The organism is Comamonas thiooxydans, assembly GCF_002157685.2.
Classification (GTDB): domain Bacteria; phylum Pseudomonadota; class Gammaproteobacteria; order Burkholderiales; family Burkholderiaceae_C; genus Comamonas; species Comamonas testosteroni_H.
In genome coordinates this window covers 378,948-404,700 of record NZ_AP026738.1, presented here as the reverse complement: position 1 = coordinate 404,700, position 25,753 = coordinate 378,948, and the positions used below count along the sequence as shown (strand labels likewise).

Here is a 25,753-nt window from a genome sequence, read left to right as displayed (position 1 = left end):
GCACATGACAGATATCACCCTCGACACCATCGACCGCCTGGCAGGCATTGGCAGCGACAGCCCCACATTCACCACCCGTCACGAGCGTGAGAAAGTCGCTCTGGCCACCCAGGCCTGCGAAGACCTGCTGCTGGGCAATCAACTCGACAGCGCGCTGACCCAGGCCGAGCGCCTGGTGCTGGCCGCCGAGCAGGCCCGCGTCAGCGGCGTGAGCATGCTGGAGGCCGAATACCGCGCCCGGGCCGAAGCGCTGGGCGTCGGGATGACCGCCGAGCTGCGCAGCATTCTGGACAACGCTGGCGCCCAGACCGGCAATGAGCGCATGGATGCCATGCTGCACTTTGTGCGCACCTTGGCGCTCAACCCTGCGGAAAGCGACCAACAGGCCTTGCTGGCCATTCCGGCCGCCGGCCTGTCGCTCAACGACACCGTGCTGCTGGCCCAGCTGATCGGCTTTGTGGCCTATCAGGCCCGCCTGCTGGCGGGCGTCAAGGCCATGGGCGATCTGGGCGGCGTGACCGAAGCGCCTGCCGCCCAGCCTGCCGATGCTGCCCCCTTTGTCCACCCTGCCAACCTGCCGCCGCCCGGCGAGCCGCTGCGCCGCAACGGCTTCACCAGCGAGACGCTGGACTGGAAGGCCTGGCTGCAGGTGCTGGACCCCGGCACCGCCACGGCCGAGCAGCAGCATGTGCTGGAAGTCAGCCACCCCAAGGCCAAGAGCATGGACTTCTACCTGCTGCTGGCCCGCCAGCCCCAGGTGCTGCTGGAGCGCTCCCAGGCCTTCAACGCCATCATGTATGCGCCCGGCGGCCTGTCCCGCGCCGAGCGCGAAGTGGCGGCCACTGCCGTCTCTCGCTCCAACGGCTGCGTGTACTGCGCATCGGTGCACGCTCAGCGCTTCGAGCAGCTGGCCAAGCGCAACGATGTGATGGCCCAGCTGTTTGACGAGCCCGACACCGCCGGCACCAATGCCCGCGAGCGCGCCATCATCCAGGCGTCGCTGGCACTGACGCGCACGCCGGGCAGCTTTGGCCCGCAGCATCTGCAGCCGCTGCGCGATGCCGGTCTGTCCGATCTGGAAATTCTGGACATGCTGCACTCGGCCGCCCTGTTCGGCTGGGCCAATCGCCTGATGCTGAACCTGGGCGTGGAACTGTATTCGACCCCCTGAGCGGCTCCGCCGCTTCCCCCTCTCTGCTTCGCGGAGGGGGACGATGCCATCGCCGCGACGCGGCTCTTGCTCGGCATCGCTGATTTCAGGCCGCGCCAGTTTTTGGGGCGGCTTTCTTTTTTGATAGCTGCTTACGCTGGTTAATTCATGACTTCAGAGTCAATTGAGTTTGAAAACCATTTGAATCAAGCGCTAGAAGCTATCAAATTTCAAGCTATTTGCCGGTAAACACCGTCAGCACGCCAGCCAGCTGATGCACATGCGCATCCATCAGCTGAGCCTCGGCCACCAGGCCGATCAGAGGCACCGGTCCCAGCGCATGGCGCAACAGCTTGAGCTCGGCATCGGCGCCGCCAAACAGCTCGCTGCCCCGCCCTTTGCTGCTCACATAGATGGCTCCGCGTATATGCTGGGGCACGGCCGCTTCGACCATGGTTTCGGGGCCGGCATCGGCAAAGTCGGGCTGCAGCGCATCCTTGAGGGCCGCGCCCATCTGCATCAGCTCATGGCGGGCCGCACTGCTCTGGCGCTGACAGAAGATCACCGTGTGCTCGGCCTCCACGGGGGACGACAGCGCAATGCCCTGGCGCACCGGGTCCAGCCCCACGATATGCAGCACCTGGGCCTCGTCGGTCAGCGCACCGCGCTCCAGGCCCCGGCCCAGCGGTGCAATCGCCGCCTGGGTCTTTCGCAGCTGGGACAGCGCAGCCTGCCAGCCGCCGCCGGCGCTGGGACTGGCTTCCACATCCAGCATCTGCAGCAGCCGAGGCAAGGCGGGCTCGCCTTCGAGCTCCAGCACCACCGGGCCTCTGGCCTCGGTAATTTCGAGCCCCGCGCCCAAAGGCGCGCAACCCTGGGCCAGCCTTGAAATACAGGCTACGTCGGCATCGAAGGCCACGCCGGAAAAGCCGGCATGAAAAATGCCGACGCTGGCCTGCGCCCTCAGCCGGGGCAGGTCTTCGGCACGGCAGGCGAACTGCACGCCCTGCTCGCTGCTGAGCGCCCCGAACAGATTTCCAGAGCTGATGCGCTCGGACAACTCCAGCAGCAGCTCAGCGAGATCTGGCTGATCGATGCTGGAGTGCACCAGGGCCGAATGCGCCTCGAATCCTGCTTCGGCGCCGCTTTGCGCCAGCGGTGCCACGCCGGAGTAGACGCGGTAATGGGCGGCTGGCAGGTCCAGCAACATGACCGCCAGCGAGGAGCTTTCGGAATACTCGTGCTCCATGGCCAATACGGCGTGGCCGGAGCTGCCCACCCAGTCGGTGACCTGGGGCAACTCGCGCGCCAGCAGCGCCAACAGGGGCTGCGCATGGGGCACCAGCCCCTGCGCGATATAGACCAGACCCAGCCGGTGCGGCTGCAGTGACTGGCGCAGCAACTGCCCACGCAGCTGCAGCACGACTTGCTCAGTCGCAGCGCGCCAGTCTTCATGGCTGGCATGAGCGACGGGAAACAGTGACATAAGCCCTCCTGTTCTTGCTGGAGCGTGGATGCCTTGCAACCACGATTTTCCACCTTAGCGGGAAGGGATTGCTCAGGGCTTGCGCGAGGTAGCAGAGGTTTTGGCTGCTGTCTTTTTGGCGGCAGGCTGCTTGGCAGCCGTTTTTTTAGCGGCTGCGGTCTTGCTCGCTGCCGTTTTGGGTTGACCGGTCTTGGTCGCCGCCTTGGGTGCAGGCCTGGGCTCGGCGGCCGCAGCACTCTTTGCCGCACTTTTCGCTGCGGCTGCAGCGCCAAAGCCGCCAGCCTGCGCCATCACCTTTTCCATGGTGGACTTGGCAAAGCCGCTGGCCATCTCCGTGGCGCGCTGGGCGGCCGCCAGGGTCTCGGGCGGCACGGGCTCTGCCATGGCCTTGGCTGCAATCTGCTGGAACTGCTGGGTCAGCGCTCCCCACCATTGCATGGCCTGGCTCAAGGCAGCCTGAGAAGGCGGCTCTGCCTGAGCCTTGGCATCCGTCTCGGTCGTTGCGGGCTCGGGTTCGGGCTCTGGCGCCGCTGATGGTTCTGCGGCGGCCGTCCTGGCCGTGGCACCTCCCATGGGCCAGCCGGTATTGCCAGTCGCAGCGGGCTCGGCCGGCGCTGCACCGGGGAAAGGAAAGGACTTGGCCAGCTCGCTCATGCTGACATTCATGTCCTTGAGCGTGGACAGCGTCATGCGCTGCACTTCCAGCGCCTGGATGGTGGCAGCCAGGGCACGGCTGTTTTGCTCCAGCCAGAACTGCACGGCTTTCAGCTCGGCAATGCGCTTGTCCACCTCTTCCACGCTCACGGTGGGAGCCACCCATTGCGGCACGCGGCCCATGGGATTGGCCGCAGCGCCAGCGCTTTGCGCCAGCCCCTGCAGAAAATCAAAGCCGGGAATGAACTTGCCGAAACCAAATGCCGATGCGTCGCCGCTCATAGTGCTCTCCACTGCAGGGATGGATACCAGAATCCGCATCCGGACGGGACCGGACGCGGAACTAGCTTACTGCACTTGCGATGTTTGCTGCAAACAAGGGAGCAGGCAGCAGGCCTGGCTCAAGTCATCAATGCTGATGCGCACCATGACCCATGTGCTGGTGCCCGGCACCAGCCGCCGCAGGGGCAGCCACGCGCACCGGCAGTTGCAGGCTCAGGCGCGACACTGCGCCCTTGGCATCCTTGAACACCAGGGTCACGGGCACCTGGCTGTCCTTGACCAGCGGGGCCTTGAGCTGCTGCAGCATCAGGTGATAGCCGCCGGGCTTGAGATCCACGGCCACGCCCTGAGGCAGATCCAGGGCCTCGATGGCGCGCATGCGCATCACATCGCCCTCCATCTTCATCTCGTGCACCTCGGCCACGGCGGCTGCCGTGGTTTCCACGCCCACAAGCTTGAGCGGCTCCTGGGCCGTCAGGCGCATAAAGGCCCCCGAGGCCTGCTGACCTGCCACGCTGGCGCGGGCCCAGGCATTTTCCACCTTGACATGGGCCGCATCGGCATGGGCCCAGGCCACACCCGAAACCAGCAACGAAGCGACCATCGAACCCAGAACCATCACGGCAAAACGACGCATATTCATGAAACCATCTCCATTCAAATTCAGTCTGGACTTACGCAAACAAGGGGGCATCAGGATGGCCTCCTTGACACCAAGCCCTTGCCTGAGCCTGATCTGCATAAGTCGTGTCAATCTCAAATCGATCTGAAGCGCTTGACCATCAAGCGCCCTCTGCTATGTTTTTCAGAGTTTCAAAGGGCGGCGCGCGTACGGGCGGCAGGGTGGAGACAAAAGCTCTGTGAGCGACATCGGCCCAGGGCCGGGCATCGAGAACGGCGCGGTGACTGCCCGGATCTGGCTGCCGCGCTGGCGGCGGCGCCAGCAGCGGCAGGCACAGCGCGCAATCCAGTCCATGTGGGGTGGCGGCATCGTCGCTGGCGGGGCTGGGCACCCAGTGTGTGCTGCCGCTGGCCGTGCACACAGCCTCCCAGCCGGCAGGCGGCGTGGCGCGCGCCCAGGGCGTGAGCATGCTGACCAGCAGCACGCAGAACCACGCACCCAGCACCCAGCGCGCCAGAAGGGCTGCCGGTTGGTGCCGAGGAGGGTGCGCGCGCCAATGCATGGAGCGATTGTAGAAGCCGGCCCGCTATCCGGTTGGCGACGCAGGGCTTGCGCCACTTGCCTCTACGATAACTGGCCACGTATACCTATTCACAACCACCGATCAGGAGACAAGCATGCTGACTTTGTGCGGATTTTCAGCCAGCAATTACTACAACAAGGTCAAGCTGGCCTTGATGGAAAAGCAGATTCCCTTCGCCGAGGAACTGGCCTGGCTTGGCAGCACCAACCCCGAGGAATCTCCGCTGGGCAAGGTGCCGTATCTGCGCACCCAGCATGGCGCCATCAGCGAGTCCGACGCCATCATCGAATATGTGGAAACACTGTCCAGCAAGGTGCCGCTGCTGCCCGCAGACCCCTTTGCTGCCGCCAAGGTGCGTGAGCTTTGCGTCTATCTGAATCTGCACCTGGAGCTGGTGGCGCGCAACCTCTACCCCCAGGCCTTCTTCGGCGGCAAGATCAGCGACTCCACGCGCGACAAGACGCTGGAGCAGCTCAAAAAGAACATTGCGGCCTTTGCCAAGCTGGCCCGCTTCGATACCCCGTTCATCGCGGGCGACAGCTTCACGCTGGCCGACTGCAGCGCCATCGTGCACCTGCCCCTGGTCAGCAGCGCCTGCAAGATCGTGGGCGGCAGCGACCTGCTGGCCGAGCTGCCGGTGCGCGACTATCTGGCACGCATGAGCGAGCGTCCCACAGTGCAGAAGGTCAACGCCGATCGCAAGAGCAACACCGAGGAGCTGATGGCACGCATGCAGGCCAAGGCTGCACGCTGATGCGCGCAGGGTCTGGTCTAGCCGGGCCGGGCCGGACCGGACCGGGCCCGCTGATGCTACGCTTGCGACCATCATGCAAAGCGCTTTTCATCTTGCCTACCACGTGACCGATCTCGACCAGGCCCGCCGTTTCTACGGCGGCGTGCTGGGCTGCCGCGAGGGTCGCAGCACCGACACCTGGGTCGATTTCGACTTCTTCGGCCACCAGATCTCCCTGCACCTGGGCCAACCCTTTGCCGTGAGCAACACCGGCAAGGTCGGCAACCATATGGTGCCCATGCCCCACCTGGGCGTGATCCTGCTCAAGCCCGACTGGCTGGCCCTGGCCGAACGCCTCAAAGCCGCCGGCACGGCCTTCATTCTGGAGCCGCAGGTGCGCTTCGAGGGCGAGCCAGGCGAGCAGTGGACGATGTTCTTCACCGACCCCTGCGGCAACCCGATCGAGGTCAAGGGATTTGCCAACTGGGAAGCGGTTTACGAACACTAACCCCCTGAGCCGCTTCGCGTCTTGCAAGATTGAGCGAAATCAGTCTCAAGCGCTTACCTGTATTGCGCCAGCAGCTATCAAAACAGGATCTCACCCACAAGCTACCAAGCACTCTCCATGAATCCCAGCAAACCGCTGCTGCGCTGCGTGGGACTACCCATCGCCGACACCAGCAGGCCGGGCACTTCGGCCCACAACGAGAACGCCTTGCGCGCCCGCGTAATGCCGGTGTAGACCAGCTCGCGGCTGAGCAGGTTGCCGCCCTGCGCGGCCAGCACCAGCGCCGTGTGCTCGAACTCTGACCCCTGGCTCTTGTGCACCGTCATGGCAAATGCGGTCTCCACATGGGCCAGGCGCGCCGTGCTGACATGGTGCAGATGCTCGCCCTGCATGAAGTACACACGCAGCCGCGCCGGGTCGGCAAAGCTGGGCAGAGCCATGCCGATGTCGCCATTGAACACGCCCAGCTGTGCATCGTTGCGGGTGACCATCACCGGACGGCCCATATACCACTCGCCCTCCTTGCGTATGGCGCCCATGGCCTGCAGGGCCTGCTCCACCGCGCGGTTCAGACCCGCCACACCCCAGCTGCCATCGCGCACGGCGCAGAGCAGGCGGTAGCGGTCGAAGGCAGCCAGCACGTCCCTCACCCATTGCTGGTGCTCGGCCTCGGTGGCAAAGCCGCGCCCCTTGCCCTGCCCATGCCTTTCCAGCACCTTGGCATAGGCGGCATAGCTGGCCATGCCGCCACGGCCTTGCACGGCGCTGCGCACCACGGCCTCGACCTCACCGCCTTCACGCGCCCAGAGTTCGGCATGCAGGCCGGCCTGGGTCTGCGTGCGCAGCAGCGCCATGGCAGAAGGTGCATCGCCGGCATTCACGGCCTGTGCCAGCTGACCGATAGGGCCGCCAAAGCGGCGGCTCTCGCGCAGCATGACCGTGTGCTGGGCCAGCGGCAAGGTCCTGGCTGGCGCCAGGTACTGCGCTGGCAGGGGCTGGCCCGTCACGCGCTCGGCATAGGCCGCGGTGTCTGGCGTGTAATTGCCCCGCTGCGCATCGCGGCACAGATCGCCCAGCACGGCACCGGCCTCCACCGAGGCGAGCTGATCCTTATCGCCCAGCAGAATCAGGCGCGCCGTGGGCGGCAGGGCCTGCAGCAGCGCGGCCATCATCTCGAGGTGGATCATGGAGGCCTCATCGACGATGAGCACGTCGACATCCAGCGGATTGCCCGTATGGTGGGCAAAGCGCCGCGTGTCGGGCCTGGCGCCCAGCAGCGAATGCAGGGTGCGTGCCGCCCCCATGCGCTTGACCAGTGCTTCCAGATCCAGCTCGCGGCCCACGGCCTCCTTCAGCTCCAGCAGCGAGCTGTCGATGGACTGCTTGAGCCGCGCCGCCGCCTTGCCGGTTGGCGCAGCCAGTGCGACGCGCAGCTGGGCGGCATCCGGTGCCGTGGCAAACAGCAGCGCCAGCAGACGGGCCGCCGTATAGGTCTTGCCCGTGCCCGGCCCGCCGGTGATGACGGACATGCGCCCCCGCAGCGCCAGCGCGCAAGCCAGCTTTTGCCAGTCCACCGCATTCGCGGCAGCGGCGGGCGAGCTGAAAAGCCGCCCCAGCCAGTCGCGGACCCTGGGCTCGTCAAGCGCCACCGCATCGGCCGCCGTGCGCTGCGCCATATGCGCGGCGACACTGCGCTCATAGTCCCAGTAGCGGCGCAAATACAGCAAGGGCGCAGCGCCGTCCAGCAGCACCAGCGGCTGGCCTCGGTCTGCCGCCACCGCGCCCGGCTGCACGACACGCACCACGGGGCTGCGACGCAGGGCCTGCAGCCAGTCGGCAAGCCGACCGGGCAATTGCTCCCATAGCGATTGCTGCAGGCGCTCGGCCTCCTTTGGCCAGGCGAGAATCTGATTGGGATCGCCAGCCAGCGCCTGCAAGGGCAGACAGCTGTGTCCGCGCCCCTCCATCTGCGCCAGCACGGCCGTGGCTACCAGCAGTGCGGGCCCGGCCTCGGCATCCTGCGCGGCCACAAAAGCCGCCAGGGCGCTGTCCAGACGGCGCAGCAGGCCGGCATCGGCCAGACGCTCCAGAGCGGCCAGCCAGGCCGTGGTGTCCAGCGCAATCGTGTCGCCATCCGCGGGGGCTGCGAACAGGTCCAGCGTCTGCAGATCGGCTTTGCGGCGGCCCTTCATGGCTGCTCCTCCTTCGATTCTTGCTCGCAGTCGCCGAGAAGCGCCTCAAGCCCTTGCAGCAGCGCCAGCGGCGGCTTGAGCACATGCATGCCGGCGGCCTCGCCATCGAGACCGCGCAGAAAGAAATAGAGCGCGCCGCCCAGTTGTTGCCGAGGGTCGTAAGCCGCGCCCAGCCGGCTTTGCAGCAGGCGGTGCAAAGCCAGCAGATACAGCGCCGCCTGCACGTCATAACGGTGCTCGAGCATGGCCTGCTCCAGCGCCTGAGGGGTATAGCCCGCACTGTCCTGACCCAGGTGGTTGGTCTTGTAGTCCAGCACCCAGTAACGACCGGCATGGTGAAACACCAGGTCGGCAAAGCCCATCAGCATGCCGTGCAGCTCACGCTCGGGCAGCGCCGGGCGCGGCTGACCGGGCAGGATATGCCGGCGGCACAGCGCGTCGATATGCGGTGCCGACAGGCGCCGCGCTGGCAGCCAGAACTCCATCTCGGGCAACAGCGCATCGCCTTCGCCCAGCTGGGCCAGCGAGACACCGAGCGGCGCCAGCGGCTGGTGCACCACGGCGCGCAGCCACTGCAGCACATCGGCGGCCTGCTCCTTGCGGCCCGCACGCTCGCAGCGGCGCAGCAGGCGGGTCGCCAGGGGCTCGCTGTTGTCGGGATCATCCTGAGCCTGCAGCGCAAAGTCCTCGGCGGCCAGCCATTCCAGCTGGTCGTGCAGGAAATTGCCCACCACCGGGCCGCGCATGAAGCGGTGCCACACCGCAGCATCGCTGCGCGCGCCGGCGGCGAATCTGGTCAAGGTGGGCAGGGCGGTCATGACCTCGTTGATGACGCCCAGGTCCAGCGCAGCTTCACCGGCCTCCTGGGCCTGCAGCGCACGCTCGTCCTCGGCGGGGCTTTGTGCGGCCACCGGCAGGACCGGCAGGCTGGGTGCGGCCATGGCGCGGGTCAGCGACGAAAAGCTGCCAATGCCCCAGCGGCGGTCGAACTGCGCCGCGTACATCGGCGCGGCGGTCAGGGCGGGCAAGGCCTGCGCGGCAACATAGCGCGAGGCCACGGGCAGTTCGGCCGGCAGATCCACCACGGCGATCTGCGTGCAACGCTCGCTCAGGGCCTGGATGCTGGCGCGCCAGCTGGCAGCGGACTGCGCAACATCTCCGGCCAGCAGATAGCCCGCAGCCCCCTGCTCGTTCGCACAGTTTTTGCTGTTGCCGCGCTTCATGGGGGCCAGCCCCATCCACAACGCATGGCGCGGACGGGTCAGCGCCACATAGAGCAGGCGCAGATCCTCGCGCAGGCGCTCCTTGTCGGCCTGCGCCAGTTGTGCATCGTCGTAGTCCAGCACCAGCTCGCGCGCGGGTGCGCCATCGATCTGCACGGGCAGCGAAAGATAGGCCGCCTTGCCGTCCACAGGCCGGAAGCTGCCGCCAAACGGCAGGCAGACCAGCGGATACTCCAGCCCCTTGCTCTTGTGCACGGTGACGACCTTGACCAGATCGGCGTCCGATTCCAGCCGCACGATCTGCGCATCGCCGGCCGCGCCCGGGTTCTCGATCTGGGTCGCCAGCCAGCGGATCAGCGCCTGCTCGCCCTCCAACTGGGCACTCGCGCCTTGCAGCAGCTCGGCCAGGTGCAGATAGTTGGTCAGACGGCGCTCGCCGCCCATGTCCTTCAGCCAGCGCGCCGGCAATTCAAAGCGGTACAGCGTCTGGCGCAGCATGGCCAGCACGCCCAGGCGCAGCCAGAGGCTGTGCAGCTCCTTGAGCAGCTCGCTGCGCGCGTCGAAGGCCTCGTCATCGCTGGCCAGCCATGCCAGCTCGTCAAACGACAGTCCCATCATGGGCGTGGCCAGACCGGCGCGCACGGCCAGTCCGTCCAGGGGCGCGGCCACGGCACGCAGCCACAGCAGCAGGTCTTGCGCCTCGCCGCTGGCGAAGACCGAGTCCTGATCGGAGAGGTAGACCGAGGCCACATTGCGCCGTGCCAGCGCGCGGCGCACGGCAGTGGCTTCCTTGCCCGTGCGCACCAGCACCGCGATATCGGCCGGACGCAGACGCTGTAGCGGCTGGCCGGCTTCGGCAAAGCCCGTGGCACCGTCCATCAGCCACTGCACGATCTGGCTGGCGCAGAACTCCGCCCCACGGCGGCGGATGTCGTCATTGCTCAGTGGCTCATCGCTGCTGCCGTCCCAGGCAATGGTCAGCGCGGCCATGCGCTGGCTGCCCTGCATCAACAACTCCTTGCGGCCATTTGCCTTGACGCTCTCGAACGGCAGCGGATTGCTCTGCCCGGCGCGGAACAGGAACGCCCCCTCGCCTTCGCGCACTTCAGCCTGCACAAACCATTGGTTGACCGCATCGACCAGCGCCTGCGTGGAGCGGAAGTTGGTGTCCAGCACATAGTGGCGCCCCTCGGTCGCCTGCCTGGCCTGCAGATAGCTGTAGATGTCCGCACCACGAAAGCCGTAGATGGACTGCTTGGGGTCGCCGATCAGCAGCAGCGCGCTGTCCGCGCGGTTGTCTGCCGTGCAGTAGATCTGGTCGAACAGCCGGTATTGCAGCGGCGAGGTGTCCTGGAACTCGTCAATCAGCGCCACCGGGTACTGGGCCAGAATGCCGGCCTGCAGCGCGGGGCCGTTATCGCCGGCCAAGGCCGCATCCAGGCGCTGCAACATGTCGGCAAAGCCGAAAGTGCCGGCCTGGCGCTTGAGCCACAGCAGGCGCTGCTGCACATGGACTGCTGCATGCAGGCGCAGTGCCACATGCAGGGACGGCAGCTGCGCCAGGGCCTGAAGCAGCTGCTGCAGCTCGACAGATGCGGGAGGCAGCTCCACCGGCGCATCACCCTTGCGCGCTTCATCCAGCCCGGCAGGCACCAAACGGGTCGCTCCCGTCTTCATCGCAGCCGCCAACCCATCGTGCGGTGCGGCAGCCCACTCCCGCAATGCTTTCAGCCAGTTCTTGTAGTTGGCAGGCTTGAGCTTCAAGCCATTCCAAGCACTTTTGTTGGTGCCCAACTGGCCGTCCAGCCAATCCTCGAACTGCTGCGCTTTTTGTTCCCAGCCATCGCTGAGCATTCGCAGTTGCTGCTCACGCTCAGCCAGCGTCTGCACAATGCAGTCGCCCAGCGTGCCGGCACCCGCCGTGGCAGCGATGTTCTCACGCAGCAGCGACTGCATATCCTTGACCAGAGCCTGCACATCGGGCCAGACCTGCAGCGCCGTCTCCAGCACCTCGCCCGACAGCGGGTAGCACTGCTGGCGCCAGTAATCCTGTGCAGCCTCGGTCTGACGCTGGCTTTCGTCGGCCTCCAGCGTTTCATCAAACAGATTGCCGCTGTCGAAGGCATGCTCGCGCAGCATGCGCTGGCACCAGGCGTCTATGGTGTGGATGGCGGCATCGTCCATGCACTGCGCAGCCATGTCCAGCCGCCAGGCAGCGGTTTCGCGCTCTGTGCCTTCGGCGTAGGCATCGCGCAGATCGCGCAGAAAGCCGTCGTGCGCCGCCGGTTCGGCCTCGCCGCGAAAGCATTGCACGGCCTCGATCAGGCGGGCACGGATGCGGTCCGACAGCTCGCGCGTGGCGGCCCGCGTGAAGGTCATGACCAGAATATCGGGCGGCATCAATGCTCGGGCAAAGCCGTTCTCTGCGCCGTGGCCCAGCACCAGCCGCAGATAGAGGGCTGCAATGGTCCAGGTCTTGCCTGTGCCCGCGCTGGCTTCGATCAGGCGCGAGCCCCAGAGCGGGAAATGCAGGGGCTGCAGCGCCTGGCTGCCGGGCTTCATCGGGTTGGCGGGCTCGCTCATGCCGGCTCTCCTGGTTGTTCGTTCTGGTCTGCGCACTGCATCAAGGGCAGATCCTCGGTCTGCACCTGCGCGGCCAGCCAGTCATGCAGCGGGCCATAGACCTGTTTGGCCAGGGCATGAAAGCGCAGATCGGCCGTCAGCGCCTCCCAGTCGGGGTAGCAGCGCGCCCAGCTGGGGTCTTCGCATTCGCCGCCCAGCATATAGCCGCCCTCGTAGGCCTGTGCGGCGGCGTTCAGCTCGTCCCTGCCCGCTGCGATGGCGGCTTTGAGAGGCAGCGGCAAGGGCTCGTTCTGGCCCGTCAGCCACAGCTGCATCAAGGCCTGCAAGCGCTGCGTGGCCACCTCCGGCTCCAGCGGCTGCACCCAGACCAGGGTATCGCGTGCGATCACGCCCATCAGCGTGTCGCTGCCCCTGCTTGAAAGCGCCAGACTGCGCACATAAATGGGCAGCAGCTTGTGGGCCTGCAGCTCGCCCTTTTTGTTCAGCAGCGTGCGCGGCTCCAGCGCGAACCAGCAGCGGCTGTGGCCTGCATCCGAGGGCGGCTCCTGGCGCTCCTGCAAGCCATCCATCCAATCGTCCAGCGTGACCGCGCCGGAGTGCAGCAACAGCCGCTCGCGCGGCGCCGCATGGGGCCACAGCCGCATCTGCTGCTGCCAGGCCAGCAGCGACGGCGTGGCCTGGGCCTGCAAGGCCTCGGCCTCTCGCCTGCCAAGTCCTGCCAGCGGCAACACGCCGGCACGCCCCAGACGCTGCACCTGGCGCTGCACCTGCATGCCCACGTCCAGCGCCGCATCGTGCGCCAGCTGCGTGCGCACACCTTGCTGCAGCTGCTGAATCAGGCCGTAGGCGGTCAGACCATCGACGCTGAAAAGCTCGTCGTCCTCCAGCAGCTCCTCATCCTGTTCAAAGCGCACCTGCAGGCGGTTGCGCAAAAAGCTGCGTGCGGGATGGCGCAGAAACTCCGTCAGGCGCGCCAGCGTCAGCGGCACTTCGGGATCGGGCTCGAACGCGGCCACGACAGGCAGCACCTGCGCGGCCCGCTCTTCATGCGCGCCATACCATTCGCGCGCGAAGGTCGACAGTCCCGAAGCCTGCTCGAAATAGCGGCGGCTGAAGGGCTGCAAAGGGTGCTGCCGGGTACGCTGGGCCAGCAGCAGATCTCCGCGCCCGCTGGCGCCAAGGCCTGCACTGCCTTCGCCCTGCCAGCCCTGGCTCAGATAGTCGCGCAGCTGCGAGACCAGCACCGAGGGGGGCTGTTCGCTGTTGTCGCGCACATGGCGGCCGGCCCAGCTGATGTAGAGCTTGCTGCGGGCCGACAGCAAGGCATCCAGCATCAGCTGGCGATCATCGTCACGGCGCGCGCGGTCGCCGGGTCGCTGCTGGCCGGGCAAGGCCATCAGATCGAAGTCCACGCGCATGGCGCGGCGCGGGTAGTCGCCATCGTTCATGCCCAGCAGACACACCACGTCGAAGGGAATGGCGCGCATGGGCATCAGAGTGCAAAAAGTCACGCCGCCGGCGCGAAAGCGCTGGTTGAGCGCGGGCTCGGACAGGGCCTGCAACCAGGCCTCCTGCGCCACCTCCAGCGGGATGAGGGCATCGAAGCCCGCTTGCTCGCAGGCGGCCTGCCAGCCGACCAGAGCCGTGTCGAGTGCAGCGCACAAGGCCTGGTCTTCATCGCCCTGCGCGACAAAGAAATCATCGAGTAGTGCACGAAAGCGCTGCGCCCAGGCCTGGGGGGCAGCCGCCTCGCCGGCAGCTTGCCACCATTGCAGCATGCGCCCCAGCAAGCTGGCCAGCGATCCGGCCAGCTCGGCCGTCAGGCCACCCACTTCGTCATAGGGCTCCATGCCGGCAAAAGCCTGTGTCTCGTCGAAGGCCGCATCCAACGCCGGCCCGCTGGCATAGCCCAGCAGCATGCGGCGCAGGCCGAACCAGGCGCTGTTCGGATCACCGCAGGCTGCCAGACCCAGCTGGGCTCGCTGCGCATGGTTGAGCCCCCAGCGAATGCCCGCACCGGCCATCCAGTGCGTGAGCTGGGGCAGATCGTCGGCCGCCAGCCCCACGCGCGCCGCCACGGCGGGCACATCGAGCAGGTCGCACAACTCGCTCAGACGGCAGCGCTGCTGCGGCAGCTTGAGCAGCCATTGCAGCGCCGTCACCAGCGGGCTGCTGGCGCGCGCGCCCACGTCGGCGATATCAAACGGAATATGGCGCGCATCGTGGCGGCCGTACTGGCCGAACACGGCGCGGATGGCGGGTGCAGCCTCTTCGATCGACGGCAGCATGACCACCACCTCGCGCGGCGCCAGCGCTGCGCGACCCGCAGCGGCAGGCTCGGCCAGCCATTGCAGCAGCTGGTCGTGCAGCACTTCGAGCTCGCGCACCAGGCCATGGGCCTTGTGAAAGACGATGGACTGGTCGGCCGCTGCAATCTCGACCGCAGGGTGCTCCGACATGGGCACCAGATCGCGAATGCGCTGCTGCACCTGGGTCAGCAGCGGTGCATCGATCAGCTCGCTCGAGTCTGCCTCGTCATACACATCCACACGCGGCCAGCCCCATTGCACGGCGGTGTCGCCCGTGGTGTCGAAAGCATCGAGCTGGCGCACATAGTCACGGCTCTGCCGCCCCCATGCCGCCAGCAGCGGATGGGCATGGGCGTGCATGGCCGCCAGCGGAATCTGCGCCAGGTCCTTGCCGCCCTTGTCGGCATGGCGGCGGCGCTGCTGGCGCAGCAGCTCGCGCCCGTCGATGGCATCGGCCCAGTGAAAGCGGCAGGGGTTGGGAACGGCAATCAGCACCTGACTGTGCTGGGCAATGCCGCTGAGAAACTGCATCAGCGACAGAGGCATCTGGCTCATGCCGAACACCACCACGCGGCGCGCCAGCGGCGTGACCGGCGGCTGACCGCTTTGCAGTGCGTCCAGAATCCGCGCCAGCAGGGCCGGGCGGGTGGCGGCACGCTCCTGTTCATCGAGCTCGGCCAGCACCTTGCGCCACAACTGGGGCTGCCAGAGCTGCCCTTCGGGCACGGGCGCATCGGGGCGGCCCGCCGTGCGCAGCACATTCTCGCCCTGCTCCCAGGCAGCCAGCCAGTCGGCACGGTAGATCTGGTACTGGTCGAACAGGTCGGCCAGCTTTTCAGCGAGCTGCAACAGGCGCTGCGGCTCGCCGGGGCGCAGAAAGTTGGCAATCGGTTCGAACGCAGGCTCGCCCAGGCATAGCGGCAGCAGACGCATCAGGCGCCAGATCATGGGCGTCTTGTCCAGCGGCGATTCGCGCGGCACCTCGTGCCTGCCCAGAATCTGCCGGTAGCTGCGCCAGACAAAGCGCGCCGGCAACTCGACCTGTGCAGCGGCGCACACGCCCTGCTGCTCGGCCATGCGCATCTTGAACCACTCGGCCATGCCGTTGCTCTGCACCAGCACGATCTCGGGCTCCAGCGCCTGCAAGGGATGCGCGGCCAGCCAGGCCAGCACGGTATCGGCCAGCGCCTCGGTCTGGTTGCCGTGAATGGCGATCAGGCCCGGCTGCCAGTTCGCTGCCGGTTGCGACGCCCTTGGTTGCTGCTCTGCTGTCACACGCGCTCCTGTGCCTGTCTGTGCACGATGAAAGCTGCAAGCTTAACGGCAGCATGCAAGCGCTATCAAATGAAAAGCCGGTTGCGCTCACCCACCAAACAAACTGAAGCCAAAACACCTTGAAATCAGCTCATAGCCAGCGCAAGCCGCTCTGCTTTTTGTTGCCCACGACCCATTGCGGACATTCGAGGCTGCAATGAAAAAAGCCCCAGATCATTTTTGATCTGGGGCTTGATGTTTGGTGGCCTGGGACGGAATCGAACCGCCGACACAAGGATTTTCAATCCTCTGCTCTACCGACTGAGCTACCGGGCCTTGCTGTCCAGCAACTTGAATTTGCTGAAGCGACGATTATAGGCCTATTTTTCTGCATCCCGTCCCGCCTGGGCATTCCAGCCCAAAGCATTCGCCGGCCTGCTATGCCACCGAAAAGTAGTAGGCCCGGATGCAGAAAAGCCCTGGATCATTGCTGATCCAGGGCTTTGAATCTGGTGGCCTGGGACGGAATCGAACCGCCGACACAAGGATTTTCAATCCTCTGCTCTACCGACTGAGCTACCGGGCCTTTCATCAACACCCTTGAGTGCCGAAGCCACGATTATAGGCACACTTTTGGAGCCCAAATCGAAAACTGCGAATTTTTTGGCAATTATCCGCGGCGATTGCGTCCAAGGTCCACGCCCAGTTGGCGCAGCTTGCGATACAGATGGGTACGCTCAAGGCCGGTCTTCTCGGCCACGCGTGTCATGGAGCCGCCTTCGCGGGCCAGGTGGAATTCGAAATAGGCTTTTTCAAAGCCGTCGCGCGCCTCTCGCAAGGGACGGTCGAGATCGAAGCCCTGGTGCGAATTGGGCAGATTGTCTTCCGCCGCCTGGGCCGTGATGCTGACCACGGCCGATGGCGCCGTGCCGTTGCTGGCATGCGCTGCAGTTTCCGAGCCCTGGCTGGCCGTGCTGCGCGCCAGCCCCTGCTCCACCGCCTTGAGCAGCTTCTGCATGGTGATGGGCTTTTCGAGGAATGACAGTGCACCGATGCGCGTTGCCTCGACGGCCGTTTCGATGGTCGCATGACCGCTCATCATGATGACGGGCATGGTGAGCTGACCGGCCGTGGCCCACTCCTTGAGCAGAGTGACGCCATCGGTGTCCGGCATCCAGATGTCCAGCAGCACCAGATCGTAGTTGTGTGTTGCCCTGGATACGCGTGCCTGCGTGGCGTTCTCCGCCACGTCCACACTATGACCTTCGTCGTTGAGGATTTCCGACAACAAATCCCGGATCCCCAGTTCGTCGTCGACCACTAGTATGTTTGCCATGTGTCTAAAGCCTGTTGCTATGCCTTGTGCGGAACGGGATCAAGCCGTCCCCGCACGGTCGTTAGGTACAAATGATAGCGACACTCGCGCGCCTTGCACTACCCCGTCTTCCTCTCGATTACCCAGGTCCACTCTTGCGCCATGCTCGTCGGCGATTTTTTTGACCACGGCCAAACCCAGGCCTGTGCCGCGAGATTTGGTGGTCACATAGGGCTCGAAGGCTCTTTGAAGAATATTGGGAGCAAAACCTGTGCCACTGTCGCTGATGCTCAGGCGTACACGCTGGGCCGTGTCCATCCAGCGGGTTTCGATGGTGACGGATCCTGGAGTCTGCCCTGTTTCCTGCGCTCTTTGCGCCGTGGAATCTTGCGCATTTTGCAAAAGATTGTGGATGACCTGACGCAATTGCTGGCTATCGCCCTGAATCAGCGGACAGGCTTCGTCGAGCGATGCCTCCACACGCACTGCCGCATTCTCTTCGCCATAGAGCTGCAGCACCTCAGCGACCAGTGCATTCAGATCCAGCGCTTGCAGATTGGCAGCCGGCAAACGTGCGTATTCACGAAACTCATCAACCAGACGCTTCATGGCCCCCACCTGATCGACGATAGTCTTCACGGATTTGGCCAGCAGCGCCTGCTCCGCAGGCTGCAGCTTGTCGGTCAGCTTCATCGCCAGACGCTCGGCAGACAGCTGAATCGGCGTCAGCGGATTCTTGATCTCATGCGCCACGCGGCGCGCCACCTCGCCCCAGGCCTGTGCGCGCTGGGCAGAGACGATCTCCGAGATGTCGTCAAACACCAGCAGGCGCTGGTCGTCGGGCAGCTCCGCACCGCGCATGACCAGGCTGGTGGTGTTGTGCACCACATCGCCGTTGCCGTTGCCCGCGTCCAGCTCATAGACCTGCTGCCAGCGATCACGCCCCTGCTCGGCCGAAGCATCGCCGAGAAAGATCTCGAACTGCTCCTGCACCACGCGCGCAAAGTCCTGCAAACCCGAGACATCGCGCAGGCGCTTGCCCTGGAACACCGCCATGGGCGCACGCAGAATGCGTGTTGCACCGGGATTGCTGAGGACGATGCGCCCGGAGCGATCGAGCACGATGACGCCCGAAGTAAGGTTGTCCAGAATGGTCTGCAGATTGCTGCGCGCCGCATCGAGTTGCAGCAGATTGCGGTTGGCGTCGGAGCGTGCATCGGCCAGTTGCTGGGTCATGACGGCAAAAGAGCGCGTCAGCCCGCCAATCTCGTCCTTGCTCTGCAGCGCAGGCTTGGGACGCAGATCGCCACGCGCCACATCGCGCATGCCCTGGGCCAGCAACAACAAGGGCTTGGCCAGTTGGTTGCCCAGCACCACGGCCAGCACCACGGCCCCAAACACGGCCAGAAAGAGCGCCAGCGTCAGAGTGCCGATATACATGCGCTGCAATCCACCACGAGCAAGTGCTCGCTCCTGATACTCGCGATTGGCCTCCTGCACGGCCAGGGCATTGCTGACCAGGGCTTGCGGCAGGGGAATCGTGGCCTGCAGATAACGCGCCTCCTCCAACAGATTCACGGCCGAGCTGGGCACCAGCGCCAGTGTGCGCACCTTGGCGTTGGCCGCGGCCTGATCGGCAGGCACGTCGCCGGCATCATCCAGGCCTTCGATGCTGGCCACGGCACGCTGACCGCCCTGCTCCCTCAAGCTGCGCAGCAGCTGGGTGTTGGGCCGCTCCGGCGCCAGGCTGAATTGAGACTGACCGGCACTGGCAATGGCCTTGCCTGATGCATTCCAGAGCACTACATCGGAGGCACCGATCTGATCTCGGATGCGCTCCAGCATCAGTGCCGCCCCTGCATCCGAAGTCTGCGAGAGCTGAAGGCCTGCCGTGCGCGTGTTGTTGGCCATGTCATTGGCCACGGTATCCAGCGTGGCACTGGCCAGGCTCACGCCCGCAGACAGGGCTCCCTCGACCTTGACGTCAAACCAGCTCTCTATCGAGCGCGAAACAAACTGGTAGGACACCACATAGATCAACAAGCCCGGCAACAAACCCACCAAGGTGAAGATGCCCGCCAGCTTGAGCAACAGCTTGCTGCCAAAACGCCCGCGCCTGAGCCTCAGAGCCAGGCGCAAGCCGCCCCAGAACAGCACCAGCAGCAGCAATCCGGCCACAACGACATTGGCGGCAAACAGCCAGTTGTAGTTGCGCTCATAGGCCAGCCGGTTATTCGTGGCCAGGGTCAGCAGGAACAGCAGCAGCACCCCAACCACCACCATCAGCGCCACGCCCGTGCCAACGGCCCAGCGCGTGGCGCGCGACCAGCGCGCGGCAGAGGAGCCGCCGGCGTCGCCGTCCGGGAGCTTGATGTCAGCCATCAGGGAGCGGCCTCCAGCGTCTGCGTGCGCGACAGTTGCAGATTCCAGCCCGAGCGCCCCAGAGCCCCAATCTGTAAAGGTCTGGGCAGGGACGACAGATCTACGCGAAAGCGCAGTTGCACCAAGACGCCGGAGGTCGAGCCGAGCTGGCCTGACTCCAGAATCTTCCAGCGGTAAATGCGTTGAATGGCTGCGATGGCATCCTCCAGCTGCTCGTAGGACTGGCCCAGCGCCAGTCCGGTACCGCTGCCGCCGGTGAAGGCGGAATTGGAGATATGCAAACGCCAGCGCCTGGTCAGCGGCTGGTGCGTGATGCGGTAATAGCGGGTGGCGACGCCCAATTGCTGATCGGACCAGTACCAGCGCTCGCGCTGCACCTGAGCCTCGGCAATGAAATACATGGGAATGCCCTGGCGCAGGGCATCTTCAACCTGACCGGGCAGCTCGAACTGCAGATTGGCCGAGAGAAACACCCCCTCGTCGGTACGTGTGACCTGCATGGAACTGATATCCGGCGGCACGGTATCGGCCCGGGCCAGCACGAAACTCAGGGTCAGTGCCAGCACCAGCGCAGCTGCACGGGCCGCACGCCGCAAGGCCCCCGCTACAGCGTTAGCGCAATTTTTCCAGCAGAGCGTAAAAAAAGCCGTCGTGGTCACCCAGAGGATTGTCTGCCACGGAATCGTGTTTGGCAGCTTTGCCGGGAATTAAATGACCCGGAGCAGGCAAGCTGGCCGCCGTAGTGTTGCGTGCAAGAAACGCTTGCATCTGGGCATCGCCCTCGGCCTTGAAGACCGAGCAGGTGCAATAGACCATGCGACCGCCGGGCTGCAGCAACGGCCACAGGGTATCGAGCAGCCTGGACTGGATGTCTGCCAGCTGGGCCACATCGCTCTCACGGCGCAGCCAGCGCACATCGGGCTGGCGACGCACAATGCCAGATGCCGTGCAAGGCGCATCGAGCAAGATCGCATCGAAGAGCTGAGCGCCACATTGCGATTCGAACCACGCCTGGGGCGCGGACGCATCGGCCACCAGCACCTTGGCCCTCAGGCCCAGACGCGACAGGGTTTCACCGATGCGGCGAGCCCGCTCGGGGTCGATCTCCAGGGCCGTGACTTCGATGCTGCCGGGCGCGGCGCGCTCGAGCAGATGGGCAGTCTTGCCGCCGGGCGCAGCACAGGCATCCAGCACGCGCAGCGGGCGGCCCTGGGGCTGGGGCAAGCCAGCCAGCAGTAGCGGTGCAGCAGCCTGTGCCGCGCCGTCCTGCACCGAGGCCCAACCTTCTTCAAACTGCGGCAGCTCCTGCACTGGAACCGCCTGCTCCAGCTGCAGACCGCATTCGGCGACTGCGGTCGCTTTCAGATTCATGGCTTCCAGCGCCTTCTGATACTGGGCTGGAGTGCTTTTCTGTGCATTCACCCGCAGCGTCATGGGCGGCTGGGCGTTGTTGGCCGCCAGGATGGCCTGCCAATCCTGGGGATGGTCTTTTTTGAGCCGGGCAATCCACCATGCAGGGTGATTCCAGACGGCCACGGGATCGTTGTCGGTCGCGCCCACCAGGGCATCGCGCTCGCGCAGAAAGCGGCGCAGGCAGGCGTTGATAAAGCCGGACTGCGCGCGTGCCGCGCCGTTCTTGGCGGCTTCCACGGCCTGGTTGACCAGGGTGAAGGGCGGGTAAGGGGCTTGCGCCTCATCCCAGGCCAGAGCCAGTGCTGTGCTCAGCAAGGCACTGACCTTGGGGGCCGGTGCGCGCGGTGCCAGCTGCTTTTGCAGCGCCTGGGCACGCCCCAGATTGCGCAGCACCTGGAACAGCAAGGCCTGCACTCCCGGACGCAAGCGCTGCGGCACCTGCGCCAGCACAGCCTTGCTGGACTGACCACCCAGGATGCCGTGCAAGGCCTTGGCCACTGCATCCAGCTGTTGCCACAGGGCAGGAGCGTTGGGCACGGCAGCACCTGCGGCGGCGTTCTTGGGTTGGGAAGGCTTGGAAGTCATGAAGAGCAGACCTGAAAATCTTGTAGAACCGACGCAGACCAGGATGCACAGCGGGCATTTCTATCGAGAAAACGCCAGGTCTGATCCGAGCTTGCGCAAGTCGTGTCTTGATCAATGAAAAACGCTCCCGTCTGCACAAGGCAGAGCGGGAGCGCGGTGCATCAGCAGCGAACCGCAGCCGTTGCCGGCCGCGGCCCAGTGCCATGCTTAGTCGGCAGAAGCGTCGCCAGCAGGTGCTTCGACGTCATCAGCCAGCACACCGGCCAGCTCGGCTTCCTCGGCTTCGGCGATGGCACGACGCTCGGCATCGTCCATTTCGTCCTTGGCCTTGCGAGCCTGGTGATAGGCCAGACCGGTACCGGCGGGGATCAGACGACCCACGATCACGTTTTCCTTCAGGCCACGCAGCTCGTCGCGCTTGCCCATGATGGCAGCTTCGGTCAGAACACGGGTGGTTTCCTGGAAGGAAGCCGCGGAGATGAACGAGTCGGTCGACAGCGAAGCCTTGGTGATACCCAGCAGCACGTTGGAGTACGTGGCAGGCAGCTTGCCTTCCTTCTGCATCTGTTCGTTGGTGTTGAGCACCTCGGAACGCTCGACCTGTTCACCCTGGATGTAGGTGGTATCGCCGGAGTTCTCGATGATCACGCGACGCAGCATCTGACGCACGATCACTTCGATGTGCTTGTCGTTGATCTTCACACCCTGCAAGCGGTACACGTCCTGCACCTCGTCCACGATGTAGCGCGACAGCTCTTCGATACCCAGCAGACGCAGGATGTCTTGAGGATCGGCAGGACCGTCAACGATGGACTCGCCCTTGTTCACCACCTGGCCTTCGTGGACCAGAATGTTGCGCTCCTTGGGCACCAGTTCTTCCCAGACCTTGCCTTCCAGATCGGTGATCTGCAGGCGGATCTTGCCCTTGGTTTCCTTGCCGAAGGACACGGTACCGGTCATCTCGGCCAGAGTGCCCTTGTCCTTGGGCGTACGGGCTTCGAACAGTTCGGCCACACGGGGCAGACCACCGGTAATGTCGCGGGTCTTCTGACCTTCCACAGGGATACGGGCCAGCACTTCGCCGGGGCCCACGTCCTGGCCGTCGCGCACCTGAATCAGGGCGCCGACCTGGAAGCCAATCGTCACGGCGTGGTCGGTACCAGGAATCTTGACTTCCTGGTTGTTGGCGTCGATCAGCTTGACCTGGGGACGCACCACCTTGGCAGAGCCACGACGCTTGGGGTCGATCACCACCAGAGTGGACAGACCGGTCACTTCGTCGACCTGCTTGGCCACCGTCAGACCTTCTTCCACATTCTCGAAACGCACTTGACCGGCGTATTCGGTAATGATGGGTCGGGTCAGCGGGTCCCAGTTCGCCAGGATCTTGCCGGCCTTGATGGCTTCGTCGGGCTTGATGGTCAGCACGGCGCCGTAAGGCACTTTGTGACGCTCACGCTCGCGGCCGTTTTCGCTGATCACGATCTCGCCGGAACGCGAAATCACCACCAGCTCGCCCTTGGTGTTGGACACATAGCGCATCGTGCTGTTGAAGCCGATGACACCATTGGACTTGGCTTCCACGCTCGAGGCGATGGCGGCACGCGAAGCGGCACCACCGATGTGGAAGGTACGCATGGTCAGCTGCGTGCCGGGTTCACCGATGGACTGGGCAGCGATCACACCCACGGCTTCGCCGAGGTTGATCAGGCCGCCACGACCCAGGTCGCGACCGTAGCAGGTGGCGCACAGGCCGAAACGGGTTTCGCAGGTCAGAGCCGTACGCACCTTGATTTCGTCCACGCCCTGGGCTTCCAGCTCTTCGATGGTGTCTTCGTTGAGCAGGGTACCGGCAGGAACCAGCACGGCACGGGTTTCGGGGTGCAGCACTTCTTCAGCGGTCGAACGGCCCAGCACGCGATCGCGCAGGGATTCGATCACTTCACCGCCTTCGACGATGGCGCGCATCAGATAGCCGTTGGAGGTACCGCAATCCTGTTCGTTCACGACCAGATCCTGCGTCACGTCCACCAGACGACGAGTCAGGTAACCGGAGTTAGCCGTCTTCAGCGCCGTGTCGGCCAGACCCTTACGAGCACCGTGGGTCGAGATGAAGTACTGCAGCACGTTGAGGCCTTCGCGGAAGTTCGCGGTGATAGGCGTCTCAATGATCGAGCCGTCAGGCTTGGCCATCAGACCACGCATACCGGCCAGCTGACGAATCTGCGCTGCGGAGCCGCGGGCGCCGGAGTCGGCCATCATGTAAATCGCGTTGAACGATTCCTGATCGACTTCGTTGCCGTGACGGTCGGTGGTCTTCTGGACCTTGAGCTGGTCCATCATCACCTTGGACACGTCGTCGCCGGCCTTGCCCCAGATGTCAACCACCTTGTTGTAGCGTTCGCCCGAGGTCACCAGACCCGAGACGTACTGCTGCTCGATTTCCTTCACTTCGGACTCTGCGCGGGCCAGGATGTCGGCCTTTTGCGGAGGCACCAGCATGTCGTCGATGGAGATCGAGATACCAGCGTGCGTGGACAGACGGAAACCGTTTTGCAGCAGCTTGTCGGCAAACACGACCGTGGCCTTCAGACCGCACTTGCGGAAGGAGGCGTTGATCAGCTTGGAGATTTCCTTCTTCTTCAGCGCCTTGTTCATGTTGCTGAAAGCCAGGCCCTTGGGCAGGATTTCAGACAGCAGGGCACGGCCCACGGTGGTTTCCACGAGCGAGGTCACGGGCTCGAATTCGCCGGTTTCCTTGTTCTTGTTCCACTCGGTCAGGCGCACGCTGATCTTGGCGTGCAGTTCGGTCTCGCCGGCATCCAGAGCGCGTTGCAGCTCCATCAGGTCGGCAAACACCATGCCTTCGCCCTTGCCGTTGATCTTTTCACGCGTGGCGTGATACAGACCCAGCACCACGTCCTGGGAAGGAACGATGGAAGGTTCGCCCGAAGCGGGGAACAGCACGTTGTTCGAGGCCAGCATCAGCACGCGGGCTTCCATCTGCGCTTCCACAGACAGGGGCACGTGAACAGCCATCTGGTCACCGTCGAAGTCGGCGTTGAAGGCCGCGCAGACCAGCGGGTGCAGTTGCAGGGCCTTGCCTTCGATCAGGATGGGCTCGAAAGCCTGGATACCCAGACGGTGCAGCGTAGGCGCACGGTTGAGCATGATGGGGTGTTCCTTGATGACTTCTTCAAGGATGTCCCACACCACGGGCGTACCGGCTTCCACTTCCTTCTTGGCAGCCTTGATGGTCGTGGCAATGCCGCGCTGCTCGAGCTGCGCGAAGATGAAGGGCTTGAACAGCTCCAGCGCCATCAGCTTGGGCAGACCGCACTGGTGCAGCTTGAGGTAAGGACCCACGGTAATCACGGAACGACCGGAGTAGTCCACGCGCTTGCCCAGCAAGTTCTGACGGAAACGACCGCTCTTGCCCTTGATCATGTCGGCCAGAGACTTCAGGGCACGCTTGTTGGCGCCCGTCATGGCCTTGCCGCGACGGCCGTTGTCCAGCAGCGAGTCCACGGCTTCCTGCAACATGCGCTTTTCATTGCGCGCGATGATTTCAGGAGCCTTGAGCTCGAGCAGACGACGCAGACGCGAGTTGCGGTTGATGACGCGGCGGTACAGGTCGTTCAGGTCGGAAGTGGCGAAACGGCCACCGTCCAGAGGCACCAGAGGACGCAGATCGGGAGGCAGCACAGGCAGCACTTCCATCACCATCCACTCGGGCTTGATGCCGGACTTCTTGAACGCTTCCAGCAGCTTCAGGCGCTTGGCGTTCTTCTTGACCTTGACTTCGGAGCCGGTCAGATCGTTGCGCAGGCGCTCGATCTCGACGTCGATGTCGATGCCTTCGAGCAGGTCCTTGATGCCTTCAGCGCCCATCTTGGCGGTGAACTCATCGTAGCCGTACTCGAGTTGCTTGGCGTCGTAGTCGTCCTCGGTCATGATGCTGAACTTCTTCAGCGGAGTCATGCCGGGATCGGTCACCACATAGGCTTCGAAGTACAGCACGCGCTCGATGTCACGCAGCGTCATGTCCAGCACCAGGCCCAGGCGCGAAGGCAGGGACTTCAGGAACCAGATGTGAGCGCAGGGCGCGGCCAGGTCGATGTGACCCATGCGTTCGCGACGCACTTTGGTCTGTGTGACTTCAACGCCGCACTTCTCGCAGATCACACCGCGGTGCTTGAGGCGCTTGTACTTGCCGCACAGGCATTCATAGTCCTTGATCGGGCCAAAGATCTTGGCGCAGAACAGACCATCACGCTCGGGCTTGAAAGTACGGTAGTTGATCGTTTCAGGCTTCTTCACTTCACCGAAAGACCAGGAACGGATCTTCTCGGGCGAGGCCAGGCCGATCTTGATGGCATCGAAATGCTCATCAGGCGTAAATTGCTTGAACAGGTCGAGTAGCGATTTCATGTAACTCTTTCCTTTTCGTCAAAAATCATTGCAGCCACCGCTGGATTT

The 25,753-nt window shown here is 64.6% G+C and carries 15 protein-coding genes and 2 tRNA genes; 3 read left to right on the top strand and 14 right to left on the bottom strand.

The features are described 5' to 3' along the window. The first annotated feature begins 4 nt into the window (after positions 1 to 4). A complete protein-coding gene (locus CTR2_RS01850) occupies positions 5 to 1,171 on the top strand; it encodes a CMD domain-containing protein (protein WP_087085337.1) in 1,167 nt (388 codons plus the stop codon). Between the two features lie 214 nt (positions 1,172 to 1,385). Here CTR2_RS01850 and CTR2_RS01845 read toward each other — a convergent pair whose 3' ends face one another. The 4 genes from CTR2_RS01845 to CTR2_RS01830 form a co-directional block, all read right to left on the bottom strand. Beyond that, a complete protein-coding gene (locus tag CTR2_RS01845) occupies positions 1,386 to 2,636 on the bottom strand; it encodes an FIST signal transduction protein (RefSeq protein WP_087085338.1) in 1,251 nt (416 codons plus the stop codon). A 72-nt stretch (positions 2,637 to 2,708) separates the two neighbouring features. Beyond that, entirely contained in the window at positions 2,709 to 3,572 is an 864-nt protein-coding gene (locus tag CTR2_RS01840; protein ID WP_087085339.1) for a PhaM family polyhydroxyalkanoate granule multifunctional regulatory protein, read from the bottom strand. A 127-nt stretch (positions 3,573 to 3,699) separates the two neighbouring features. After that, the gene (locus CTR2_RS01835; RefSeq protein ID WP_087085340.1) at positions 3,700 to 4,215 is read right to left on the bottom strand and encodes a copper chaperone PCu(A)C; all 516 of its coding nucleotides are present in this window, start codon (positions 4,213 to 4,215) and stop codon (positions 3,700 to 3,702) included. Between the two features lie 139 nt (positions 4,216 to 4,354). Further along, positions 4,355 to 4,756: a hypothetical protein gene (locus CTR2_RS01830; RefSeq protein WP_254913471.1), complete on the bottom strand. Its 402-nt coding sequence runs from the start codon at positions 4,754 to 4,756 to the stop codon at positions 4,355 to 4,357. 115 nt (positions 4,757 to 4,871) lie between these two features. On the opposite strand from CTR2_RS01830, the gene CTR2_RS01825 reads away from it, so the two are divergent. Further along, positions 4,872 to 5,531 carry a glutathione S-transferase gene (locus CTR2_RS01825; protein WP_087085341.1) on the top strand — a complete coding sequence of 220 codons (660 nt, stop codon included), beginning with the start codon at positions 4,872 to 4,874 and terminating at the stop codon, positions 5,529 to 5,531. 73 nt (positions 5,532 to 5,604) lie between these two features. After that, positions 5,605 to 6,018 carry a VOC family protein gene (locus tag CTR2_RS01820; protein WP_034352961.1) on the top strand — a complete coding sequence of 138 codons (414 nt, stop codon included), beginning with the start codon at positions 5,605 to 5,607 and terminating at the stop codon, positions 6,016 to 6,018. Between the two features lie 101 nt (positions 6,019 to 6,119). On the opposite strand, the gene recD is transcribed toward CTR2_RS01820, so the two are convergent. The 10 genes from recD to rpoC form a co-directional block, all read right to left on the bottom strand. Beyond that, the gene (gene recD / locus CTR2_RS01815; RefSeq protein ID WP_087085342.1) at positions 6,120 to 8,210 is read right to left on the bottom strand and encodes an exodeoxyribonuclease V subunit alpha; all 2,091 of its coding nucleotides are present in this window, start codon (positions 8,208 to 8,210) and stop codon (positions 6,120 to 6,122) included. Beyond that, positions 8,207 to 12,016 (bottom strand): exodeoxyribonuclease V subunit beta, encoded by a 3,810-nt coding sequence (recB, locus tag CTR2_RS01810; RefSeq protein WP_087085343.1) that lies wholly within the window; start codon positions 12,014 to 12,016, stop codon positions 8,207 to 8,209. The genes recD and recB overlap by 4 nt, the downstream gene beginning before the upstream one ends. Beyond that, positions 12,013 to 15,600 carry an exodeoxyribonuclease V subunit gamma gene (recC, locus tag CTR2_RS01805; RefSeq protein WP_087085344.1) on the bottom strand — a complete coding sequence of 1,196 codons (3,588 nt, stop codon included), beginning with the start codon at positions 15,598 to 15,600 and terminating at the stop codon, positions 12,013 to 12,015. Before recC ends, recB begins: the two co-directional genes overlap by 4 nt. 239 nt (positions 15,601 to 15,839) lie before the next feature. Then, positions 15,840 to 15,915: transfer RNA gene (locus CTR2_RS01800), tRNA-Phe, on the bottom strand. A gap of 174 nt (positions 15,916 to 16,089) precedes the next feature. After that, positions 16,090 to 16,165: transfer RNA gene (locus CTR2_RS01795), tRNA-Phe, on the bottom strand. Positions 16,166 to 16,249: 84 nt separating this feature from the next. After that, positions 16,250 to 16,915: a response regulator gene (locus tag CTR2_RS01790; RefSeq protein ID WP_003065673.1), complete on the bottom strand. Its 666-nt coding sequence runs from the start codon at positions 16,913 to 16,915 to the stop codon at positions 16,250 to 16,252. Between the two features lie 39 nt (positions 16,916 to 16,954). Next, positions 16,955 to 19,276 (bottom strand): sensor histidine kinase, encoded by a 2,322-nt coding sequence (locus CTR2_RS01785; protein ID WP_087085345.1) that lies wholly within the window; start codon positions 19,274 to 19,276, stop codon positions 16,955 to 16,957. After that, positions 19,276 to 19,845 (bottom strand): DUF4390 domain-containing protein, encoded by a 570-nt coding sequence (locus tag CTR2_RS01780; protein WP_087085756.1) that lies wholly within the window; start codon positions 19,843 to 19,845, stop codon positions 19,276 to 19,278. The genes CTR2_RS01785 and CTR2_RS01780 overlap by 1 nt, the downstream gene beginning before the upstream one ends. A gap of 43 nt (positions 19,846 to 19,888) precedes the next feature. Further along, positions 19,889 to 21,274, bottom strand: a complete 1,386-nt coding sequence (gene rsmB / locus CTR2_RS01775; RefSeq protein ID WP_087085346.1) for a 16S rRNA (cytosine(967)-C(5))-methyltransferase RsmB — start codon at positions 21,272 to 21,274, stop codon at positions 19,889 to 19,891. Between the two features lie 207 nt (positions 21,275 to 21,481). Beyond that, complete coding sequence (gene rpoC, locus CTR2_RS01770; RefSeq protein ID WP_003065685.1) at positions 21,482 to 25,705, bottom strand: DNA-directed RNA polymerase subunit beta'; 4,224 nt, start codon at positions 25,703 to 25,705, stop codon at positions 21,482 to 21,484. Between the last annotated feature and the right edge of the window lie 48 nt (positions 25,706 to 25,753).

What these genes read in the sequence shown, in the direction of transcription:
- CTR2_RS01850 (WP_087085337.1), top strand. Translation starts at nt 5, where the DNA reads ATGACAGATATCACCCTCGACACCATCGACCGCCTGGCAGGCATTGGC.
- CTR2_RS01845 (WP_087085338.1), bottom strand. Translation starts at nt 2,636, where the DNA reads ATGTCACTGTTTCCCGTCGCTCATGCCAGCCATGAAGACTGGCGCGCT.
- CTR2_RS01840 (WP_087085339.1), bottom strand. Translation starts at nt 3,572, where the DNA reads ATGAGCGGCGACGCATCGGCATTTGGTTTCGGCAAGTTCATTCCCGGC.
- CTR2_RS01835 (WP_087085340.1), bottom strand. Translation starts at nt 4,215, where the DNA reads ATGAATATGCGTCGTTTTGCCGTGATGGTTCTGGGTTCGATGGTCGCT.
- CTR2_RS01830 (WP_254913471.1), bottom strand. Translation starts at nt 4,756, where the DNA reads ATGCATTGGCGCGCGCACCCTCCTCGGCACCAACCGGCAGCCCTTCTG.
- CTR2_RS01825 (WP_087085341.1), top strand. Translation starts at nt 4,872, where the DNA reads ATGCTGACTTTGTGCGGATTTTCAGCCAGCAATTACTACAACAAGGTC.
- CTR2_RS01820 (WP_034352961.1), top strand. Translation starts at nt 5,605, where the DNA reads ATGCAAAGCGCTTTTCATCTTGCCTACCACGTGACCGATCTCGACCAG.
- recD (WP_087085342.1), bottom strand. Translation starts at nt 8,210, where the DNA reads ATGAAGGGCCGCCGCAAAGCCGATCTGCAGACGCTGGACCTGTTCGCA.
- recB (WP_087085343.1), bottom strand. Translation starts at nt 12,016, where the DNA reads ATGAGCGAGCCCGCCAACCCGATGAAGCCCGGCAGCCAGGCGCTGCAG.
- CTR2_RS01790 (WP_003065673.1), bottom strand. Translation starts at nt 16,915, where the DNA reads ATGGCAAACATACTAGTGGTCGACGACGAACTGGGGATCCGGGATTTG.
- CTR2_RS01785 (WP_087085345.1), bottom strand. Translation starts at nt 19,276, where the DNA reads ATGGCTGACATCAAGCTCCCGGACGGCGACGCCGGCGGCTCCTCTGCC.
- rsmB (WP_087085346.1), bottom strand. Translation starts at nt 21,274, where the DNA reads ATGACTTCCAAGCCTTCCCAACCCAAGAACGCCGCCGCAGGTGCTGCC.
- rpoC (WP_003065685.1), bottom strand. Translation starts at nt 25,705, where the DNA reads ATGAAATCGCTACTCGACCTGTTCAAGCAATTTACGCCTGATGAGCAT.